Genomic DNA, 18,270 nt, shown 5'->3' on the forward strand with positions numbered 1-18,270 from the left:
CGCAACGCATGCGCCCCGCATCGCGCGGTGGGTAAAACACCCTTTGATTGCGGCTCTTCGCCACGTGCGTTAAGGTGGACCTCATTGCGCCGTGTCACCCTGCCGTGCCACGCCCGGCGGTATCGTGACGCGCACTTCCACCACCGCGCCGTGCCCCTCGCGGCGCCGTTTGAGGGCATACCATGGCCGAAGACACGCCGGACACCCGCGCGGCAACTGCGCCTCCCGCACCACTCGTCGCACCGCAGCAATTCTCCCTCGACGTCCTGCTGGAAAAATACGCGAAAGGCGACGAGCAATCGGCCGACGACGTGTTCAAACGCGTCGCGCGCGGCGTGGCCGAGGCGGAACCGCCGGCGCTGCGCGAATCGGTCGAGGCACTCTTCGTCGACAATCTGCGGCACGGTGCGCTTGGCGCCGGCCGCATCATGAGCGCGGCGGGCACCGGCATTGCGGCCACGCTGATCAATTGCTTCGTGCAGCCTGTGGGCGACTCGATTCAGGGTGTCGACGAACAAGGCTTGCCCGGCATTTACGTCGCCCTGCTGCAGGCCGCGGAAACCATGCGGCGCGGCGGCGGCGTCGGCTACAACTTCTCGGCGATCCGGCCCAAGGGCGCGCGCGTTCACACCACCAGTTCGTCGGCGTCCGGACCGTGCAGTTATATGGACGTGTTCGACGCGTCGTGCCGCACGGTCGAGAGCGCCGGTTCGCGGCGTGGCGCGCAGATGGCCGTGCTCGACTGCAATCACCCCGATTTGCTGGAGTTCATCGAGGCCAAACATTCGAAAGGCCGCTGGAACAACTTCAACGTCTCCGTCGGCGTGACCGATGAATTCATGCGCGCCGTCGAAGAAGATCAACCCTGGCAACTCGTGCATCGCGCCGAGCCCTCACCGGCGCAGCGTGCGGCCGACGACGTGCGGCAGCGCGAAGACGGACTGTGGGTCTACAGCGAACGCCCCGCGCGCGCGATCTGGGATCGCATCATGCGCTCCACTTACGACGTCGCGGAGCCCGGCATCGTGTTCATCTCGCGCATGAACGAGGACAACAATCTGCGCGCCGTCGAAACCATCCGCGCCACCAATCCGTGTGGCGAACAGCCGTTGCCGGCCTATGGCTGCTGCAACCTCGGGCCGCTGAACCTCACGCGTTTCGTGATCGACCCGTTCGCGCAGATCAAAGGCCGCAAGCCGTCGTTCGACTGGGACGGCCTCGCGAGGCGCACGCGCACGCAGGTGCGCTTTCTCGACAACGTGCTCGACGTCACGCTGTGGCCACTTCAACAGCAATACGAGGAGTCGCGCGCCAAGCGGCGCATCGGCGTGGGCTTCACGGGCCTCGGCGACACGCTCGTCATGCTCGGCTTGCGCTACAACTCGCAGGAAGGCCGCGACTTCGCCGTGCGCATCGCGCAACTCATGCGCGACGAGGCGTATCGCGCATCCGTGGAACTGGCGCGCGAGCGCGGCGCGTTTCCGCTTTTCGACGCGGCGCGCTATCTGGAAGCCGGCACCTTCGCCTCGCGCCTGCCCGAGGACATCAAGCAGGCGATTCGCCGCGACGGCATTCGCAACAGCCATCTGCTGTCCATCGCGCCGACCGGCACGGTGAGCCTCGCGTTCGCGGACAACGCGTCGAACGGCATCGAGCCGGCCTTCTCGTGGACCTACACGCGCATGAAGGTGATGGCCGATGGCAGCCGCGAATCGTTCGACGTCGAAGACTACGCGTATCGCCTTTATCGCGAGCTCGGCGGCGATGTCGGCAGGCTGCCGGACTATTTCGTCAGCGCGCTGGAAATGTCGGCGCGCGATCATCTCGACATGATGGCCGCCGTGCAGCCGTACGTGGACACGTCGATCTCGAAGACCGTGAACGTGCCTGCCGACTATCCGTTCGAAGCGTTCGAAAGCCTCTACTTCGACGCATGGAAAAACGGGCTCAAGGGTCTCGCCACCTATCGGCCCAACGAGACGCTCGGCGCGGTGCTCAGCGTGAGCCCGCCGCAAGCCGACGACACGCTGGCCGAGAGCGATCTCGATCCGCTGCGTATCGCAATCGATCATCGACCTAAAGGCGAGTTGCCGGCGATCATCGAGAAAGTCGAGTATCTGACCCAGGCGGGCAAGAAGTCGCTCTACGTGGCGGTGTCGTTCATCGAGGTCACGGGGCGGCTGGGCGGTGAAGACGTCACTATCGAGCGGCCTATCGAGTTCTTCATTCCGACCGGCCAGCGCGACGAATCGCAGCAATGGATCACGGCGACGATGCGTTCGCTCTCGCTGGCGGCGCGCGGCGGTTTTGTCGCGCGAAACCTGCAGGATATGCGCAAGGTTTCGTGGGACCGCGGGCAGGTTCGGCTCGGCGAAGTGCAGCGTCTGGACGGGCACCGCACGCCGCGCTGGCACGATTCGGAGGTGGCCGCCCTCGCCTTTGCGATCCAGCAGATTCTGCATCGGCGCGGCTTTCTCGACGCCGAGGGCAATCAGGTGTCCTCGCGCATGCTCGCGCGTCTGCCGCGCGGACAGATGCGGGCCGAGACGGCGTTGCCGGCGGATTTCGGCATTCGTCCGCATCCCGTCGAAACCGACGCCGGCGCTCTCGCATTGACGCAGCCTGGCGGCGCGCAAGGGCTGCATACGATGCTTGGACGCAAATGCGGGTCGTGCGGGGCGAACGCGGTGATTCGCAAGGATGGGTGCGACTTTTGTACGGCGTGCGGTGAAGTGGGTGCGTGCGGGTAGGACGACGGCCCGCACCGCATGGTGCGGCCTGTGGACGATCTCGCGGCGCAACGCCGCATCGTCGTACAGACGCTGGCGCCGCGAGGCGTTAGCGTTGCGGAAGCCACCGGCGCACCCGAGACACCGCAGTGGCTCGGGACCACTTCCGCCGATCTGATCGTGATTTCAATCACGCTGGCGAGACTGGAGCCGTTCGTCGAATCGGCGAATTACCCTCTCAGGTCCCTTTGTCCAATCTCGCAATTATCGGGTCAATTTCTGCCACTTTTGCCTACGACCGTCGGCGTTCGACAATCATTCACCGATAACGGTTGAGCAAGCATGCGCGCTTTATTCGTGTGCGGGTGTTTTAGAAGGCCAGGAATTTCATGCAAAAACATTTCAGCAAAGCAATCGAATGCAGCCTCGCACATTCGAAGGAAAATTTATGATTCTGGTAACGGGCGGCGCCGGTTTTATCGGCGCCAATTTCGTGCTCGACTGGCTCAACGCGTCGGACGAAGCGGTACTGAACGTGGACAAGCTGACGTACGCCGGCAATCTGGGTACGCTCAAGTCGCAACAGGGCAACCCGAAGCATATCTTCGTGCGCGCGGATATCTGCGATCGCAGCGCGCTCGACGCTTTGTTCGCCGAGCACAAACCGCGTGCGGTGCTGCACTTCGCCGCGGAAAGCCACGTTGACCGTTCGATTCATGGACCGGCTGATTTCGTGCAGACGAATGTGGTCGGCACCTTCACGCTGCTCGAAGCGACCCGCCAGTACTGGAATGCGCTCGGCGAGGCCGACAAGGCCGCTTTCCGCTTCCTGCATGTGTCGACCGACGAAGTGTTCGGCTCGCTGTCCGCTACCGATCCACAATTTTCCGAAACCACGCCGTACGCGCCGAACAGCCCTTACTCGGCGACCAAGGCGGGTTCGGACCATCTGGTGCGCGCGTATCACCATACGTATGGCCTGCCGGTGCTCACCACGAACTGCTCCAACAACTACGGTCCGTATCAGTTCCCCGAGAAGCTGATTCCGCTGATGATCGCCAACGCGCTCGCGGGCAAGGCGCTGCCGGTGTACGGCGACGGCCAGAACGTGCGCGACTGGCTGTATGTAGGCGACCACTGCAGCGCGATCCGCGAAGTGCTCGCGCGCGGCACGCCGGGCGAGACGTACAACGTGGGCGGCTGGAACGAGAAGAAGAACCTCGAAGTGGTTCACACGCTATGCGACCTGCTCGACCAGTTGCGTCCGAAGGCGGGCGCTTCGTACCGCGACCAGATCACTTACGTGAAGGATCGTCCGGGCCACGACCGCCGTTATGCGATCGACGCCCGCAAGCTCGAACGCGAGCTTGGCTGGAAGCCGGCGGAGACGTTCGAAACGGGCCTCGCGAAAACGGTGCAGTGGTATCTGGACAACCAGGTGTGGTCGGACGAAGTCGCCTCGGGCGAATACCGCAAATGGGTTGAGACCAACTACGCGCAACGCGCGTAAGGGCACGGCAATGGCGCGCAAAGGCATTATTCTCGCGGGCGGTTCGGGCACGCGCCTGTATCCGATCACGCACGTCGTATCCAAGCAGTTGCTGCCGGTGTACGACAAACCGATGATCTACTACCCGCTGTCCACGCTGATGGTGGCGGGCATCCGGGACGTGCTGATCATATCGACGCCACAGGACACGCCGCGCTTCGAGGCGATGCTCGGCGACGGCAGCCAGTGGGGGATGAATATCCAGTACGCGGTGCAGCCTTCGCCGGACGGGCTCGCGCAGGCGTTCATCATCGGCCGGGATTTCGTGGGTAACGATCCGTCGGCGCTGATTCTCGGCGACAACATTTTCTACGGTCACGATCTGGCGAAGCAGCTGGAAAACGCCAACGACAAAACCGAAGGCGCCACTGTCTTTGCGTACCACGTGCACGACCCGGAACGGTATGGCGTGGTCGAGTTCGACCGCGAGTTCCGTGCGCTTTCGATCGAGGAGAAGCCCGCGAAACCGCGCTCGAACTATGCGGTCACGGGTCTCTATTTCTACGACAAGCAGGTGTGCGACATTGCCGCGGACATCAAGCCGTCGCCGCGTGGCGAGCTTGAAATCACCGACGTCAACTCGCGTTATCTCGCCAACGCAGCGCTCAATGTCGAGATCATGGGCCGCGGTTACGCCTGGCTCGATACGGGCACGCACGACTCGTTGATCGAAGCGGCGACCTTCATCGCCACGCTGCAGAAGCGTCAGGGACTGGTGGTCGCGTGTCCCGAAGAGATTGCGTACCGGCGGCAATGGATCGACGGCGAACAATTGCAGGCTCTCGCCAAACCTCTCGTCAAGAATGCTTACGGCAAGTATCTGCAAAGCCTTCTTACGGAGCAGGTGGCGTGGCAATCAAGTTAATCGCAAGCGCGTTACGTCGCAAACCGAAATGAAATTCTTCGACCTGTCAGGAGCGGCAGTGAGACCTTTGCGCGCGTGTTTGCTGTGTCTTTTTGCAATGTCCACGTCCGGCTTCGCTCAATATCACACCGCATCGAGCCGGCAAACCGCTCAGTCGACTTATTCCACCGGCAATGCGAGCGACCTGGACTATACGTCGGTTGATCCGGCCACATTGACCTCTTACTCATCGATCGGTTTGCCTGTGCCGGAGGACTCGAACACGTCGAAATTGGGGCATTACAGGCGTCGCTATGCGGACCACCAACGTCGTCGGGACCTCGACGACAAGAAGGACGCCAACAGTTCGCCTTACGCGCCACCCAGCCTGACCAAGGAAGCGACCGTAGGGAAGGATTTGATAGATGAGCCGGATTACCTCACCGACATGATGCTTGAATCCGCATCGGAAAGCGGCGACGATCTTGCACTTGGCGACAAAAACAAAAAAGGGCGTCAATTGAAGTTTCAAATGTCAAAGAAGCGCGCACTTCAATCGTCGCTTCTATCCCAAGGCAGTTCGGCGGACACGAGTAACCTTGCGTCCTATTCCGAAATGACTTCAACGCATGGCGACACTGATGCGCCGTCCGGCAATAAGCGCTTCAGGCTAAGCCCCGCAATGAAGTCTTACAAAAGCATGCTCGGCGGCGCGGACGCCAACTGACAAAGCGCTTTCCGAACAAATACGCTGCTCATTCCACCTCCGCTAATACGGCTTGCGACGCTAATCGTGGTCCCCGCCGGCAGGACTGCCCTTCGCGAGGCGTACCGATCGCGCGCGTAAATGCTTGCTCAAGGCTCGTCGAAGCCCGCCGTTCCGAACTGGTAGACTAAGGCGCTGCCTGCCTTGGAGCCATCGTGCGAGATTCGCGAACACTGACACGCTTACGGAACATTGGCGAAAGTCTCGCCCTGGTGTTCCTTGCCATGGCCGTTTGCATTGCCGTCGTGATCAGCAAGGTCTGTGGCGGCGTAGGTCGCCTGTGGGGACGCCGTAAGCGTCGCCCTCCGCAGGACGGTGCAATGGACGATTACGTGCGGTCGCTGCAGGAGGCACGCACGAGGAGTGCGTCGGCAGATCGGATCGAGCATGGTCTGAGAACGCCGAACGGATCCGACCAGCAGTTGGAGCGATCGGCTAACCACGAGAATGCCTCGGCTCCGCGCTGCGCGGCCGAAGACGCTCACGGCCGGGACTGAGCGCAAGATCAGAACTCGGTCTTGCACGCGCCGACACCGGAAGCCAACTTACTGATCAAGAGTGGGCGCATCGCGGAGATCCTGAACCACGTTGTCTTGCACAGAAACCCTCCCCGGATTGTCGGAGCGAATCCAGGCAGTAATCCTCGCCGCGTTTTTCTGCCCCGCTTCAGTGGAGAGCAAATTTGCGGACTGAGTCGTGTCAGTCGAAACAAAAATCCGGTTTCTGGCAACCTGCCATTGCCTGGAAAGACTTCCCGGGCCAATCCAGATTGCGTAATAGCAATCGCCAATCAACTGGTTCTCGTCAATTCGGCCAAAATTCCATCCCTTGCTTGCCGAATTGGCGCCCGTTACGATGTGGCTGCCCCGCCCCAGCATCTGTTCTTTTCTCACCCGTCCACCCGCGACCCATTGGGGAGAAAAACTTTTATTCTGGTAAATCTCCGCATTCCCAGCACAGTAGAAGTGAATATTATTGCATTTATACAAAATATTATTCATTACCCTGATACCGCGATTCCGCTCGGAGATCCAGATCCCACCTACCTCCGCATATCTGCTATTGGACGCGATAGCGCATTGATTCAACGCGTTATGGTGGATATCCACGTTCAGATTCGAGTTATTCACACCGTTAGCATAGAAAAACTCGGAAGACCGGTCCACTGTATCTCTGGCCAGTAGAATGCCAATGGCGTCGGTTCTCGATATCCTGTTGAAACAGACCTCGCCTCCCGACACGCCCCCAAGAAAAATTCCCCGAGCAGCACCATCCTCGCAAATATTATTCGCTATTCTGACGTTCGAGCTATATTTCTCACCCGCGCTATTTCCGACGTAGGATTCATCATTTCCCGTGAACCACGTTACGGCGACACAGTCGTCGCCCGGCAAGCTCACGCGGTTGGAAATAATGCGTATATCGTCTCCGCAACCCTGACAGGTTATGCCGTCTGCTTTGGTGTGATGGACATAATTATCGTGGATATAAACATGGGTCGATTTTTGTACCCAGATCCCCGCCGACCAGCTTCCATCGATCTCAATTCCGGAAATCTCCAGTCCCCGAGCCCCCTCCACATAAATCGAAAAATTGTTGTCGATTCTTGCAGAGGGCGCCGATACATAAGCGATTTTTCCATGACTCAATTTCAGATTCTGACATCCACCTAAGCTGGACGAAGATTTGAAGGTGAGCCCCGACGGCGAAGGACCTGTCGGGGTAGGACGGTCTACCAGCAGGGTTGAACCGTTCAGATCCAATGCTGCGTTTTTTAAATCAACGAATACGAGCGGCCTGACGCGATAGACCTTTCCCTTTCCGGCCACGACCGTGACGCCGGACCGCATGGCACGCGTGAAATATTCCGTATCGTCGTCAACTCCGTTACCCTTCGCACCCAGCTCGTCGATACGCACGCTGCTCTTTTTACCGTCTGGCCTTGCAATGCCGGAAGAAGCAGATGCATCGCTTTCTGCCGGTCGCGCCAAAGAGGGCAACAGACAATACACCCCGGTCAGGATAACTTTCACAACGGAGCGTCTTTTCTCCAGGCGATCGACCAGTTTCATCGGCTCTCCGTCGACCGCGAACCGAACGTCTTCGCCGGCTGAACGGCCTCCTCCACCAGTTCGTCAGTCAGCGGTTGCGAGGCGGGCATCATTGCGGCATACACCCCCTCGTGTTGGGCCGCTATCTCGTCCCAGGTAGGCGCAATCGTCCTTCTCACCGGTGGACTCCATGGTCGCGTCCAGTCCAGAATCCTCGCCGCTATGTTGGCAGGATCATCGTCTGCGGGAACCAGCAACACACGCTCGTCATTCGAAGGCTCATAACCTGTTCCACACTGCTCGAACTCGTCCTGCGCGCCCGGAAACGTGGAAAGAACCTGCGTGCCCAGCTCGGCCGAGTACCAGAAACTTCCTCGTCTTGCCGAAAGACCATCAGAGAACAGCTGAAGAACTACGTCACACGCAGAAAGCCGTAACGCCAGTTCATCCGCCCGCTCGACATAGCCGCACAATTCGACATTGCCTTCGAGCCGATACTCCGCGATTTTCTTGCGAAAATTTTCACGTTTCTCGTCGTGCCCATCCGGAAAATCGCCGCACATAACCAGATTCACTGCGCAACCTTTGTTCAGCAGCGCTTTGACAATATGGAGCATTTTTTCCGGCTGTTTCCATTCATAGACGAATCCGAAAAAGCCTAGCACCAACTGGCGAGCGGACTCGCCGTGGCCGAGCCTGCTTCTTCCGAGGCCCAGCCGCGACAGTGCGCTTTCACGTGCCGCCAGAATATCCGCTGTTTCAAGCTCTGGAATATCAACATTCACGGCGATCGGAATGACCACCTGTTGTTGAGCGCTCCTCGTATACTTTGCAATCCGTGAACTTAAAAATGCTTTTCGTTCCCGTTCAGAGGCAAAGATCAGGACGTCTGCCAGAAGAATCGTCAAATAGACGCTTGCACGGCGCAACACGTGCATGCTTCGCCATTCGTGCAACGTGATAGCCAGGCGGCTCGATCGAAAAAAGAGCCGACCTATGACTGGCACGACGCCAGGCATGACCGATGTCCCCCACCCCTCAACCGGATACTGGATATGTACAATGTTCGATCGGTTAAAGAATCGAAGAAATCCAAACCATTTAAATATACTCGCCGGTTTGAATCTCGAATGAACAAAGCCAATCTTCGAGCCGAGCGTTGCGCGTCGGCCCAGAGCTGCTGCCACTTGTTCCGCATAGTCCCCGATACCGTCACGATCAATTGCGGGATCGTGACCAACCACATAGTCGACATGAATCATATTGTCCTCGATAAATCGGGGCCACCTACTCCATAAACCCCGCGGTGCCCACCGCCTCTGCGTGCGGAATGACGGCTTGATACATCTGCAGCATCTTTTCGTTCATCGCCTGGGATTTAAAAACGCTGGTATAGCGCTCACGCGCTGCATCCCTCAAGTGGGCCAGGTGTTCAAGCTTCAGCTCAGCGAAGAAAGCCACCGCCTTCTCTGTATTTTCAAAATCGAGGTGATAACCGCTAATCCTGTGTTCCACGATATCCGGCAACGCTCCCGCCACGTTGCATATCACCGGCGTGCCCGATCGGAGTGCTTCGACAGCAACGAGGCCAAAACCTTCCCAACGTGAAGGCACCACGAGAGCGTCGGCGAGCTCATAAAAAAGCTGCAGCGCATCCCGTTCCTGCCAGCCAATGATTTGCACATTCTCAGGACACGATCCGCGAACCTGCGCCCACCAACCGGAATTGACAACAGCCTCCCCGACTATCGTCAACTCGATATCGTTTCGCGCAGCCGACCGAAGCGCATTGAACAATAGATCGATACCCTTCTGGTAATCCAGCCTGCCGACGAATAACAGGCGTATCGCGCGGCCTTCGCGTGAGATGACCCGATTCCGCAGCGCGTCCGACACGACATCCGAAATTCCGCTTACGATCAGTTCCAGCTTATGTTCTGGCAAGCCGGCGTTGAGTGCGGCGGTGTACTCGTGCTCGGAAATGCAAACGATCTTGTGGCACGCTACCGCCAGCATCGTTTCGATCTTTTTCCACAGCCAGTTCGTACGTTCTGCACCCTGGCGCAGATAGGACCAACCGTGCGGACAATAGACAACCTTCGTCTCCTTGCGTAAAGCCATCAACACAACGCGACCAATGGCGCCGGCAAAAGAACTGTGCAAATGGATAACGTCTGGCGCCTGCGTCTTGACGAGCTTGAGAATCGCCACGCAGAGATTCAGCATCGTAGAGAAAGAACGGCCTTTTCTCCTGAATTCCCAGACAACGGCTTCGTGAAACTCGCTTCGCCCGCCCGCTCCGTCGCGGGGGACGATGATGTGGACATTGTCCGCTCCGTAAAGACCCACCTGGAACGGAATAATCTCCGCCAAATAGGATTCGATGCCGCCCTTCAGCGTCTCGCATACGTGCACTATTTTCATCAGGTCCCCCCGATTGCATCTCGAGCCAGAATCAAACTCACTTGCTGGGCAATGTAGTTTTTCGAGGTCAGCGTTTCCTTGCGCGCACGCTCGAACGCCGCACGCTGATAACTCCGTCGCGCCGAGACATCCGTGGCAAATCTCCTGACTTGCGAACCAAGCGATTCGGCACTACCCGTCTCGTAGTACATCACTTCGCCATCTTCGAAATAGTCAGTCAGGCCTCCGGTATTTGCCGCGATGACAGGCACGCCCAGAAATGCCGCTTCCAGTACGCAGGTAATGCCGGACGCGTGCATGTTGCTTTTCAGCGGCACCACGACGAGGTCCGCCCATGCATACGCGTCCTTTACCTCACCGAGCGAATTCGCGGACTCTATTTCCCATTCATCCGGATATGACGCAACCGATTTCTTGAAGGTACGGCTAAGCACTCGTACGCGGATGTCACTCACTTCGGAGAGAGCCGCACAAAACGTGTTCCAGTCTCGATGTTCGTCATTACCGATCGCAAGAACTCTCACTGCCGAATCGTCCCGAATAGCCGGAAGCTCCTCAGTCAAAAAGCTGTCGCGACAAATGCCGAATTTCACCGATCTCGCGTTGATCCGGCTGTCGAGCTGGTTCAACCAGTCCTGGTTCTGGCTGGACAACGTGATGACCAGATCCGCCTTCCTCAACACAGCTCCGAGAATCCTTGCGCCGAACTTACTCTGCTGTTTCAGCACGTCTGGGGTCCAGATAATCTGGCACACGGTCCTCGCTTTGATCAGCCACGGGAAAACTGTTCTCAACAGCAGAACAGAGAACGTCTCTTTATCCGTATGGGTAAAGATGTAGTCCGCTTTTGCCATTCCCCTGATATTTCTCAGCGCATGTACGAGATCGGCACGAAATATCCTGGATACAATTTTTCTGAAAATACGGGAAAGGGGGTTTTCGTTAAACGACTTCGAATAAAGCACGTCGAATCCAGACTCCTCCAGATAATGATATCCATAGGGCGTTCTGTCCGGCCTGAGGCCTTCGTCGAATGACTTCTTCCAGTTCTCAACGGAAATCTCAGCCCAAAGCAATACGAATGCTGTGCGCACGGCTCACACTCCGCTGGCAGAGAGGACCACATTCGGAAGTGCCTTCGTCCAGCACTCGTAATAACCTGAGTTTTTGCCATACGAGTTATCAATCAGAACAATTTCTTTGTCCAGCAAGGCACCGAGAATGTGCCCATGCAATCTCGATGTCACAACGCGCTCGTATTTCGAGAAGAAATGCACATTCGCCTCGATAATTGAGCGCACCACCGGCAGGTACATTTTCCATGGACGAACCACCCTGACCGGAGCCATTCCCGCTAAGCGATGAAATTTGGTCGACCACTGTTCGAGAAACGGCGCCGAAAACTTCTGCAAATCGTTCCAATCTCCTTGAAAGTCCCGCCCAGGGACCGGCAGTTCCGAAACTTGCGAAGCCTGCGGCTGCTCTTTGTCTCCACGAATCAACCAGAGCGTACCGTTCGCTGCATCGCGCATTGCCGGTTTGAACGGTGATGATCCGTAGAGCCAATGCGCCATGTCGGGCAACAAATACACTTTGTCGCTCAGAAAATCCGCGGCAAACTTGTAGCTTTTTTCGTCTCGAACACAGATATGTAGATTTTTATGCCTTTTGAAAATTGCAGCCGATTCCTTGGCCTTCTTCACATCAGAAAAGTGGATCGTCTGCGGCAGGAGAACAATCTTATTGTCGGGAAATTGACTTACGATCTGTTCACGAAAGGACTGATGCCACGGATAAAGGTCACCGAAGTTACCTCCCCCCTGCAATACGATCGCCCTGTCGCCAACCGTATTTCTGGAAAGCTGCGACTTTTCCTTCAGACTGAATCGGTCATCGATGATGATATTGTTATCACGAAAGAAATTTTCACTCCCCTGAAATATCAGCAGATCCCCGATGTTGAAATAAACGGGATAGTCGGCAAATATTATGTGCTCGCCTTGCGGAATGATTTCCAGCAACGACGTCAGTTTGTTTTTTAGTGAATTCATTTAGCCTCCCCGTTTTAAAAAACCTAATGCCCCGCCCCAATCGGTGCGTGAAGGCATCCAATTTTCAGATCGCGTTTCAAAAGCGCCCTTGAACATGACCCACGCTACAGTGAGTTTTAGAACGGAGGACATCAGAATCCCGGTCGCAACGCCGACTACACCGAACTGCAACCCGAGCAGATAGGCAAATACAATCGCAGACAAGCCACCCACCAGTTGGCGAACCGCCCCCTTGTGCGGTTCGCCAACCGCACTGAACGCCTGAGAAACAATCAGGCTTCCACCCGCTACACAGGAATCAATTGAGAGAATGCACAGGACCTTGAGGAATCGGGAAATCTCCACGTTCGTGATAAAGAACGAGGACAGCATGACCGGTGTCAGGCACGCCGCCATCAGCACCGACAAAACCGTGATATATCGGAAATTGACGGCAGTTTGTTCCACCACTGCATTTCTTGATTTCCCAATCGCCTTTGCCAGCAGCACCTGACTCAACGAAATCGGAATTTGGCCTACGCCCCGCGCAATTGCTGCGACGATCGTATAGATGCCTACCTCCCGCATCGGCATGGACAGTGCGATTAACGCGATCTTGTCCACCTGCCAAACCAGGATGTTCATTACATCGCCAATCCAGTACAGCGAGGCGAGACGGCCGAGTTCGCGTACATCCTTCCGTCCCAACACGCCTCTATTTTTATATTCCTTGATGCACACGACGATCGTGAATGCACTGCTTGCTAGTGATCCAGCGGCGTAGGCAGCCAGATAAGCTTGCGTTTCCACCACCGAGAACAGACCGAAAACGAGAATTCCCACCGCGGTCACCGCTGGCGACATCAATCGCGAGACACTAAATACATGGAACAGCTTTTCGGTTTGACAGGCACCCGAAAACAGCGCGTAGACGATCGTAGAATCGGTCAGAACGATGGTCCAAATCGTCACCAGCGTCCTATCGGCCGAAATTTTGCTTGCGATATACGGTGCAATTGTCAAGCTGACGAGCGTGCCTGCGCCAAGGGAGAAAATGGCGCAGACAATCAAACATTTAAAGAGACTTTCCGCGCGTTCAGGGAACCGTTGCGTCAGATAAACGAACCCCAGATGAAGCCCAAAACAGCATATCGAAGCTAATAAGGGCGGATACGTCATAATCGCCGTCACCGCGCCGCGCGTATTTAGACCGGCGAACAGCGACGTAAGGGCTACATTGCCGAAATTCAGCCCCAATATCGCGACGTTCGATCCCAGCGCCTGACGGAATAGTGAATTGAAGTGTCGCGTCATATCCGCACTCTCATTGAGTTCGCGGTAGCCATTCGCCTCGAACCACGGTTAAACACCCATTCAATCAAGGCAACGAAAATCACCAGGAACAAGTACCGATTGGTATAAAACACCGCCAATACAGGGTCACCGTTTCTAAATAGAAACCAGCAATACATGATGAAAATCATGTATGCGCTCAGGAAACTCCAACTCTTTCGGGTTCGATTTTTCAACCAACGGTCAACACGGCCGATCAGGTATCCAAGCGCAATACCATACGGAATCAGACCAATCCAGCCAAATACCAGAAAGGCGTAACCAAAAATTGTCGGCGGAATTCCCCAGCCGGAAATTCCCATTGATCGCTCAACCAGAATGTGGTCCAGGGGGACATATGAATCGAACGGCATGAAAGGCGAGACGAGCGCCATGACATGAAGCCAGCCATAGTCGTAATCGGTCAGTCCGATGCCATTCTGGTACACGTTGATAATCTGATCGAGCACCCAGAATTCGGAGGTGTCGAGTAGCGCCAACGGAACCGCAGCGGCATCGCCCGGCTGAAATCCGGATCTGACGAGAAACAGCAGGAAGAGCATTCCCGCGGCCGCAAAACCGATCAGGGCGAGCTTTTGCAGTCTAACCACGGACTTTCTTGCAACCAGCGTGACGATAATCGCCATCAATACGTCAAACGCATACTCGCGCTTGATGAAGCAGACCGCCATCACCAATGAGATGCCGCACAAAATGGAATAAGAAATAACCATTTTGCGCGATTTGCGAAGCGCAAACAGCGCCGCACTGACGATAGCAAATCCCGAAATCAGCGTGTAGATCGACCCATTCTTGCTTGCAGATCCCACCTCGTCCTGAGTTGCCGCGAAATAGGTTTCCGCGTTGTAATTCGCAATCAGGCCTTGCACTCCACCCACAGCCTTCAAGTAGCTGAAAAAGAACAGAATGGAACAGGCAATCATGAACAGACTGATCACGACTGCCAGCTTTGAACCCTTTGCCGGTGCACCAAGTGCAACGCCATCGGTCCCACTGAGCTTGGTTCCGGATAGAAACGCATAGACAAACAGAACCGTTCCAATGATCCATTGGTTGTCGTCACTCAAGTCGAAACCCGAGAATTTGTCGATCGCACCTAGCAGAACCAAGGCGGCGCGCGGCAACACGTAAAGGCTGAACACAATGAGCATGACGAACGCCGGCCCGGCGAGATTCTTCTTTGTCGCCTCCAATAGCGAACACGCGATCGTCGCCAAACAGATGATTCCGAAAACGGGAAAGATCTGAGCGCCGAGCGCGGCAAAGAGCGCGCTCAACGCCAACAGCAAACTTAGCGGGAGCGGCCGTCGTGGTGCCGTATAGGTTCCAATGGTTGCCATAGCGGTTCGTCAGCCGGGACGCCGAAGTTGACCGGACAGGCCATGTGCTACTCCGGTCGCAATTGCCACGGCCCCTGCGTAATTGCCCTTGATAACACGGCGAGCAAGCCTGCCCGACAAGGAGACAAGCAGTGGAATGACCCAGTGATACCTGAAATGGCTTCTAAGGAAAATGACCGAACCGCGAGAAAAGAAGTAGTCGAATCGAGGACTCCCCTTACCAACCGTGTTCGACTCCGCATGCATGACGATTGACTTCTCGGCAAAGGAAATCAACCAGTTCCTCTTTGCCAGCCGGAAGCTGTAATCGGCGTCTTCCCAGTAAAGAAAGTACTTCTCCGAGAGTGGCCCGATATCCAGGTACGCGTCCCGGCGAATCAGACAACTTGCCCCACACAGGTAGTCCAACTTTGTCTGGGCCGTGAAATTCTCGATGTGCATGGATCGACCGGTAATACGGCTGATTACGCCTCCGCCGGCACAGATCGTCTTCTCGACATCGTGTAGATCGACGATCCTCGATCCGACGGCGCCTATGGCATCACTTTGTTGAGCGATCTTGACCAGCTCTGAAAGCGTGTCTTTGCGAACGATTGTGTCGTTGTTCAGCAACCAGAAGTATCTGACGGCCGAATCCCGCAACGCATTCATCGCCAGGTTACATGCGGCAGCGAAGCCGTCGTTGGAATCCGAGCGTATAACCCTGACCGACGGCCCAAGCTCCAGGAACTTCTCGTAGGAGCCGTCACCCGAACAATTGTCTACAACGACGATGGAGTAGGAGCCATAGTCCAGTTGCCCAATCGATTCGATACAGCGCAATGTATCCTTGGCGTTTTTATAATTCACCAGGATCACTGCCACGTGATGGTCGTTCGTCAACGGGATCGATGGATCACATTGTCCGTCGAGACGACGCTTCCTGTTTGCCAAGCGTTCGTTCATTTCGTTAGCTGCCCATATTCGTACGCGTAATACCGCCCATACCTGCGCCCGTAGCCGAGAGCGGTTCGCGGCAGATCATTGAGCAATGCACCTTTCAGTGCAACGCCACCGTGCTGCAATCGCCGAACGGACTCAACGATCTCGTGCAGTGGGTGCTGCGCATAGCGCAAGGCCAGAAGTGTTGTCCCGGCATGTTTGCCGATAATTGCCGCATCGGTCACGGCGAGGACCGGTGGACTATCCACGATCACTACGTCGTACGAAGTGCGCAGTTTCTCCAGCAATTCCGAGAATCTCGCGTTTGTCAGCAGCTCGGAGGGATTCGGCGGTACGGTCCCGGTCGAAATGAAATCCAGACCGGGAAGAACGTCCCGCTGAATAACCTTCTCGAGACTGATCTCACCCAATATGAAGTCACTCACGCCCGGCTCCCGTGCCAAACCGAAGCAATCGTGCACGTGGCCTCGCCGCAAATCACAATCTATTAGCAGCACCTTTTTACCGGACGAGGCAAGTATCGTCGCGAGGTTGGCGACAATGAACGACTTACCCACACTGGGGCTGGGACTCGTGACCATCGCAACGTTATTCTCAGCCTCAAGCATGGCAAACTGAATTGCCGTTCTCAGGCTGCGCAGACTTTCGACTGCCGTATCGGCAGGATTCTGGTGCGCAAGGATATGAAAGCCTTTTACGCGCTGACGAACGGCATCATCCAGCGCGCGTTGTTCGTCACTGTGCGGAATCGTTGCGTAGATGGGCAGGCCAGTGGCGCGCTCAATCGCGTCACCACTCTCGACGCCACCAAAAAACGCCTTCCGCACGAATGCGGTTGTCACGCCGAAAATCGCGCCCAACACAACGCCCATTACGATCACCAACGCCTTCTTCGGCTTGATCGGTTCTTCCGAATCCTGCGCAAAATCGACCACACGCACGTTGCCGACTTTGCCTGCCTTCAGGACACGAAGCTGCTGCGCGCTATTCAGAAGACCCGTGTACAGATCGGTATCTACAGCGACGTCGCGCATGAGACGCAATGCGCCCTGCTCCAGGTTGGGCAACCCGGAGATTCTGCCGCCAAGGGACTCTGTTTGACCTTTTGCAGCCGCAATCTGCTTATCAAGCGCGACGACACTCGGATGTTCTTCGGTGAAGCGCTGCCTCAACTCGAGACGTCTTTGCTGCAGTTCGAGAAGCGCTGTATTCGAATCGACCGATTGCTGCAATATGAGCTTCGCTTCCTCGCTCAGATTGACGGTTCCCTTCTCATTTCTGAAGCGGTTGTACTTGGCTTCGGCGTCGTCAAGCTGGCTTTTCAACTGCGGGAGTTGACGATCGAGAAACTCGATGGTTTGTTGTGCTTCCGCTGATTTCAACGCGACGTTTTGCGTTACGTATTCGCTGGCCACCGCATCCAATATACTCTTCGTCTTCTTTGGATTGGGTCCGTTCAAGGTAACACTGAGGATGCCGGATTGCTTGCCCTTTTCCTCAATCTTGAGATCGTCCTGAAGGTCTTCCACCGCCTGAAGTTCGGAACTGCGCTTGATAATGAACTCGGTTTCTGGACGCGCGGTCAGCCTGGATACGAGCAGCGTGACTTCGCCGTCTTCGATCCGGCCTTTCGCGACGCGGTTCAGCTTCCCTTCGAGCACCACGTCGCCTGAGCTCTTCAATACATACGAGTCACGACCGATAGCCACCAGCGTGAACTTCTTCTTCCAATACGTTCTTGGAACGTCGAATTGATCGACTTGAATGCTCTCACCACCCCACGCAAAACGACTCAGGCCAAGAAATGCGGGCGCGATCTCTGCCGGGCCAGTCGCTGACATCCGGCTCTCGTAGCGATTGCTCACCCATCCGCCAATGATCGGAAAGTGCCGGGGCGTAGCCTCGATAAAAAGCCTCAGACTCGAAACCGCGGACCCGACCACAAGCCGCGACCGCAGAAGTTCGATCTCGGCGGTGGTTGCCGATTTGGCGTCCAATAAGGGAGCAAGATCTCCAAGCAGATTCTTTTCGGAGAGGTCGGAATCTTCGACCTGAATCAGAATATTGGCTTCGTAGATGGGGCGCGCGCCGAAAGCGTAGATGACACTGAGCGCGACGACAAACGCCATGATTCCCGCAATGAGCCACCGCCCTTCGTATATCAGCGAAAGGTAATCAGCAAACGAAACGTCTTCATCGGCACTCGTGGCGTCAAGCGACGCGGGTAGATTAGCAGCCATTT

14 protein-coding genes are annotated in these 18,270 nt (G+C 56.4%); 5 read left to right on the forward strand and 9 right to left on the reverse strand.

Annotation, left to right across the window (positions count from 1 at the left end; all coding sequences use genetic code 11):
• The first annotated feature begins 182 nt into the window (after positions 1-182).
• The 5 genes from P0D71_RS11890 (at position 183) to P0D71_RS11910 (ending at position 5,849) form a co-directional block, all read left to right on the forward strand.
• Positions 183-2,750 (forward strand): adenosylcobalamin-dependent ribonucleoside-diphosphate reductase, encoded by a 2,568-nt coding sequence (locus P0D71_RS11890; protein ID WP_408480148.1) that lies wholly within the window; start codon positions 183-185, stop codon positions 2,748-2,750.
• 30 nt (positions 2,751-2,780) lie between these two features.
• Positions 2,781-3,065 (forward strand): hypothetical protein, encoded by a 285-nt coding sequence (locus P0D71_RS11895; protein ID WP_408480150.1) that lies wholly within the window; start codon positions 2,781-2,783, stop codon positions 3,063-3,065.
• 112 nt (positions 3,066-3,177) lie between these two features.
• The gene (rfbB, locus tag P0D71_RS11900; RefSeq protein WP_408480152.1) at positions 3,178-4,239 is read left to right on the forward strand and encodes a dTDP-glucose 4,6-dehydratase; all 1,062 of its coding nucleotides are present in this window, start codon (positions 3,178-3,180) and stop codon (positions 4,237-4,239) included.
• A gap of 10 nt (positions 4,240-4,249) precedes the next feature.
• Entirely contained in the window at positions 4,250-5,143 is an 894-nt protein-coding gene (gene rfbA, locus P0D71_RS11905; protein ID WP_408480154.1) for a glucose-1-phosphate thymidylyltransferase RfbA, read from the forward strand.
• Between the two features lie 28 nt (positions 5,144-5,171).
• Entirely contained in the window at positions 5,172-5,849 is a 678-nt protein-coding gene (locus P0D71_RS11910; RefSeq protein WP_408480156.1) for a dTDP-4-dehydrorhamnose 3,5-epimerase, read from the forward strand.
• Positions 5,850-6,433: 584 nt separating this feature from the next.
• On the opposite strand, the gene P0D71_RS11915 is transcribed toward P0D71_RS11910, so the two are convergent.
• Genes P0D71_RS11915 through P0D71_RS11955 form a run of 9 tightly spaced genes read right to left on the reverse strand, consistent with a single transcriptional unit; the run spans position 6,434 to position 18,268 of the window.
• Positions 6,434-7,960, reverse strand: a complete 1,527-nt coding sequence (locus tag P0D71_RS11915) for a right-handed parallel beta-helix repeat-containing protein (protein WP_408480158.1) — start codon at positions 7,958-7,960, stop codon at positions 6,434-6,436.
• Positions 7,957-9,201 carry a glycosyltransferase family protein gene (locus tag P0D71_RS11920; protein WP_408480160.1) on the reverse strand — a complete coding sequence of 415 codons (1,245 nt, stop codon included), beginning with the start codon at positions 9,199-9,201 and terminating at the stop codon, positions 7,957-7,959. The genes P0D71_RS11915 and P0D71_RS11920 overlap by 4 nt, the downstream gene beginning before the upstream one ends.
• A gap of 25 nt (positions 9,202-9,226) precedes the next feature.
• A complete protein-coding gene (locus P0D71_RS11925; RefSeq protein ID WP_408480162.1) occupies positions 9,227-10,363 on the reverse strand; it encodes a glycosyltransferase in 1,137 nt (378 codons plus the stop codon).
• On the reverse strand, positions 10,363-11,457 hold the full coding sequence (locus P0D71_RS11930; protein ID WP_091801816.1) for a glycosyltransferase: 1,095 nt from the start codon (positions 11,455-11,457) through the stop codon (positions 10,363-10,365). The genes P0D71_RS11925 and P0D71_RS11930 overlap by 1 nt, the downstream gene beginning before the upstream one ends.
• Before the next feature lie 3 nt (positions 11,458-11,460).
• Positions 11,461-12,414, reverse strand: a complete 954-nt coding sequence (locus P0D71_RS11935) for a polysaccharide pyruvyl transferase family protein (RefSeq protein ID WP_408480164.1) — start codon at positions 12,412-12,414, stop codon at positions 11,461-11,463.
• The gene (locus tag P0D71_RS11940; RefSeq protein WP_408301287.1) at positions 12,415-13,707 is read right to left on the reverse strand and encodes an MATE family efflux transporter; all 1,293 of its coding nucleotides are present in this window, start codon (positions 13,705-13,707) and stop codon (positions 12,415-12,417) included.
• Entirely contained in the window at positions 13,704-15,086 is a 1,383-nt protein-coding gene (locus tag P0D71_RS11945; protein WP_408301289.1) for an O-antigen polymerase, read from the reverse strand. The genes P0D71_RS11940 and P0D71_RS11945 overlap by 4 nt, the downstream gene beginning before the upstream one ends.
• 9 nt (positions 15,087-15,095) lie before the next feature.
• Positions 15,096-16,031: a glycosyltransferase family 2 protein gene (locus P0D71_RS11950; protein WP_408480166.1), complete on the reverse strand. Its 936-nt coding sequence runs from the start codon at positions 16,029-16,031 to the stop codon at positions 15,096-15,098.
• On the reverse strand, positions 16,028-18,268 hold the full coding sequence (locus P0D71_RS11955; protein WP_408480168.1) for a polysaccharide biosynthesis tyrosine autokinase: 2,241 nt from the start codon (positions 18,266-18,268) through the stop codon (positions 16,028-16,030). The genes P0D71_RS11950 and P0D71_RS11955 overlap by 4 nt, the downstream gene beginning before the upstream one ends.
• Between the last annotated feature and the right edge of the window lie 2 nt (positions 18,269-18,270).

It is taken from the genome of Paraburkholderia sp. RL17-383-BIF-A, from assembly GCF_046028015.1.
GTDB lineage: Bacteria > Pseudomonadota > Gammaproteobacteria > Burkholderiales > Burkholderiaceae > Paraburkholderia.

Excerpts from the sequence above, each read along its gene's own strand:
- P0D71_RS11945 (WP_408301289.1), bottom strand. The coding sequence starts at position 15,086 with ATGGCAACCATTGGAACCTATACGGCACCACGACGGCCGCTCCCGCTA.
- P0D71_RS11915 (WP_408480158.1), bottom strand. The coding sequence starts at position 7,960 with ATGAAACTGGTCGATCGCCTGGAGAAAAGACGCTCCGTTGTGAAAGTT.
- rfbB (WP_408480152.1), top strand. The coding sequence starts at position 3,178 with ATGATTCTGGTAACGGGCGGCGCCGGTTTTATCGGCGCCAATTTCGTG.
- rfbA (WP_408480154.1), top strand. The coding sequence starts at position 4,250 with ATGGCGCGCAAAGGCATTATTCTCGCGGGCGGTTCGGGCACGCGCCTG.
- P0D71_RS11940 (WP_408301287.1), bottom strand. The coding sequence starts at position 13,707 with ATGACGCGACACTTCAATTCACTATTCCGTCAGGCGCTGGGATCGAAC.
- P0D71_RS11950 (WP_408480166.1), bottom strand. The coding sequence starts at position 16,031 with ATGAACGAACGCTTGGCAAACAGGAAGCGTCGTCTCGACGGACAATGT.
- P0D71_RS11955 (WP_408480168.1), bottom strand. The coding sequence starts at position 18,268 with ATGGCTGCTAATCTACCCGCGTCGCTTGACGCCACGAGTGCCGATGAA.
- P0D71_RS11910 (WP_408480156.1), top strand. The coding sequence starts at position 5,172 with ATGAAATTCTTCGACCTGTCAGGAGCGGCAGTGAGACCTTTGCGCGCG.
- P0D71_RS11920 (WP_408480160.1), bottom strand. The coding sequence starts at position 9,201 with ATGATTCATGTCGACTATGTGGTTGGTCACGATCCCGCAATTGATCGT.
- P0D71_RS11925 (WP_408480162.1), bottom strand. The coding sequence starts at position 10,363 with ATGAAAATAGTGCACGTATGCGAGACGCTGAAGGGCGGCATCGAATCC.
- P0D71_RS11935 (WP_408480164.1), bottom strand. The coding sequence starts at position 12,414 with ATGAATTCACTAAAAAACAAACTGACGTCGTTGCTGGAAATCATTCCG.
- P0D71_RS11890 (WP_408480148.1), top strand. The coding sequence starts at position 183 with ATGGCCGAAGACACGCCGGACACCCGCGCGGCAACTGCGCCTCCCGCA.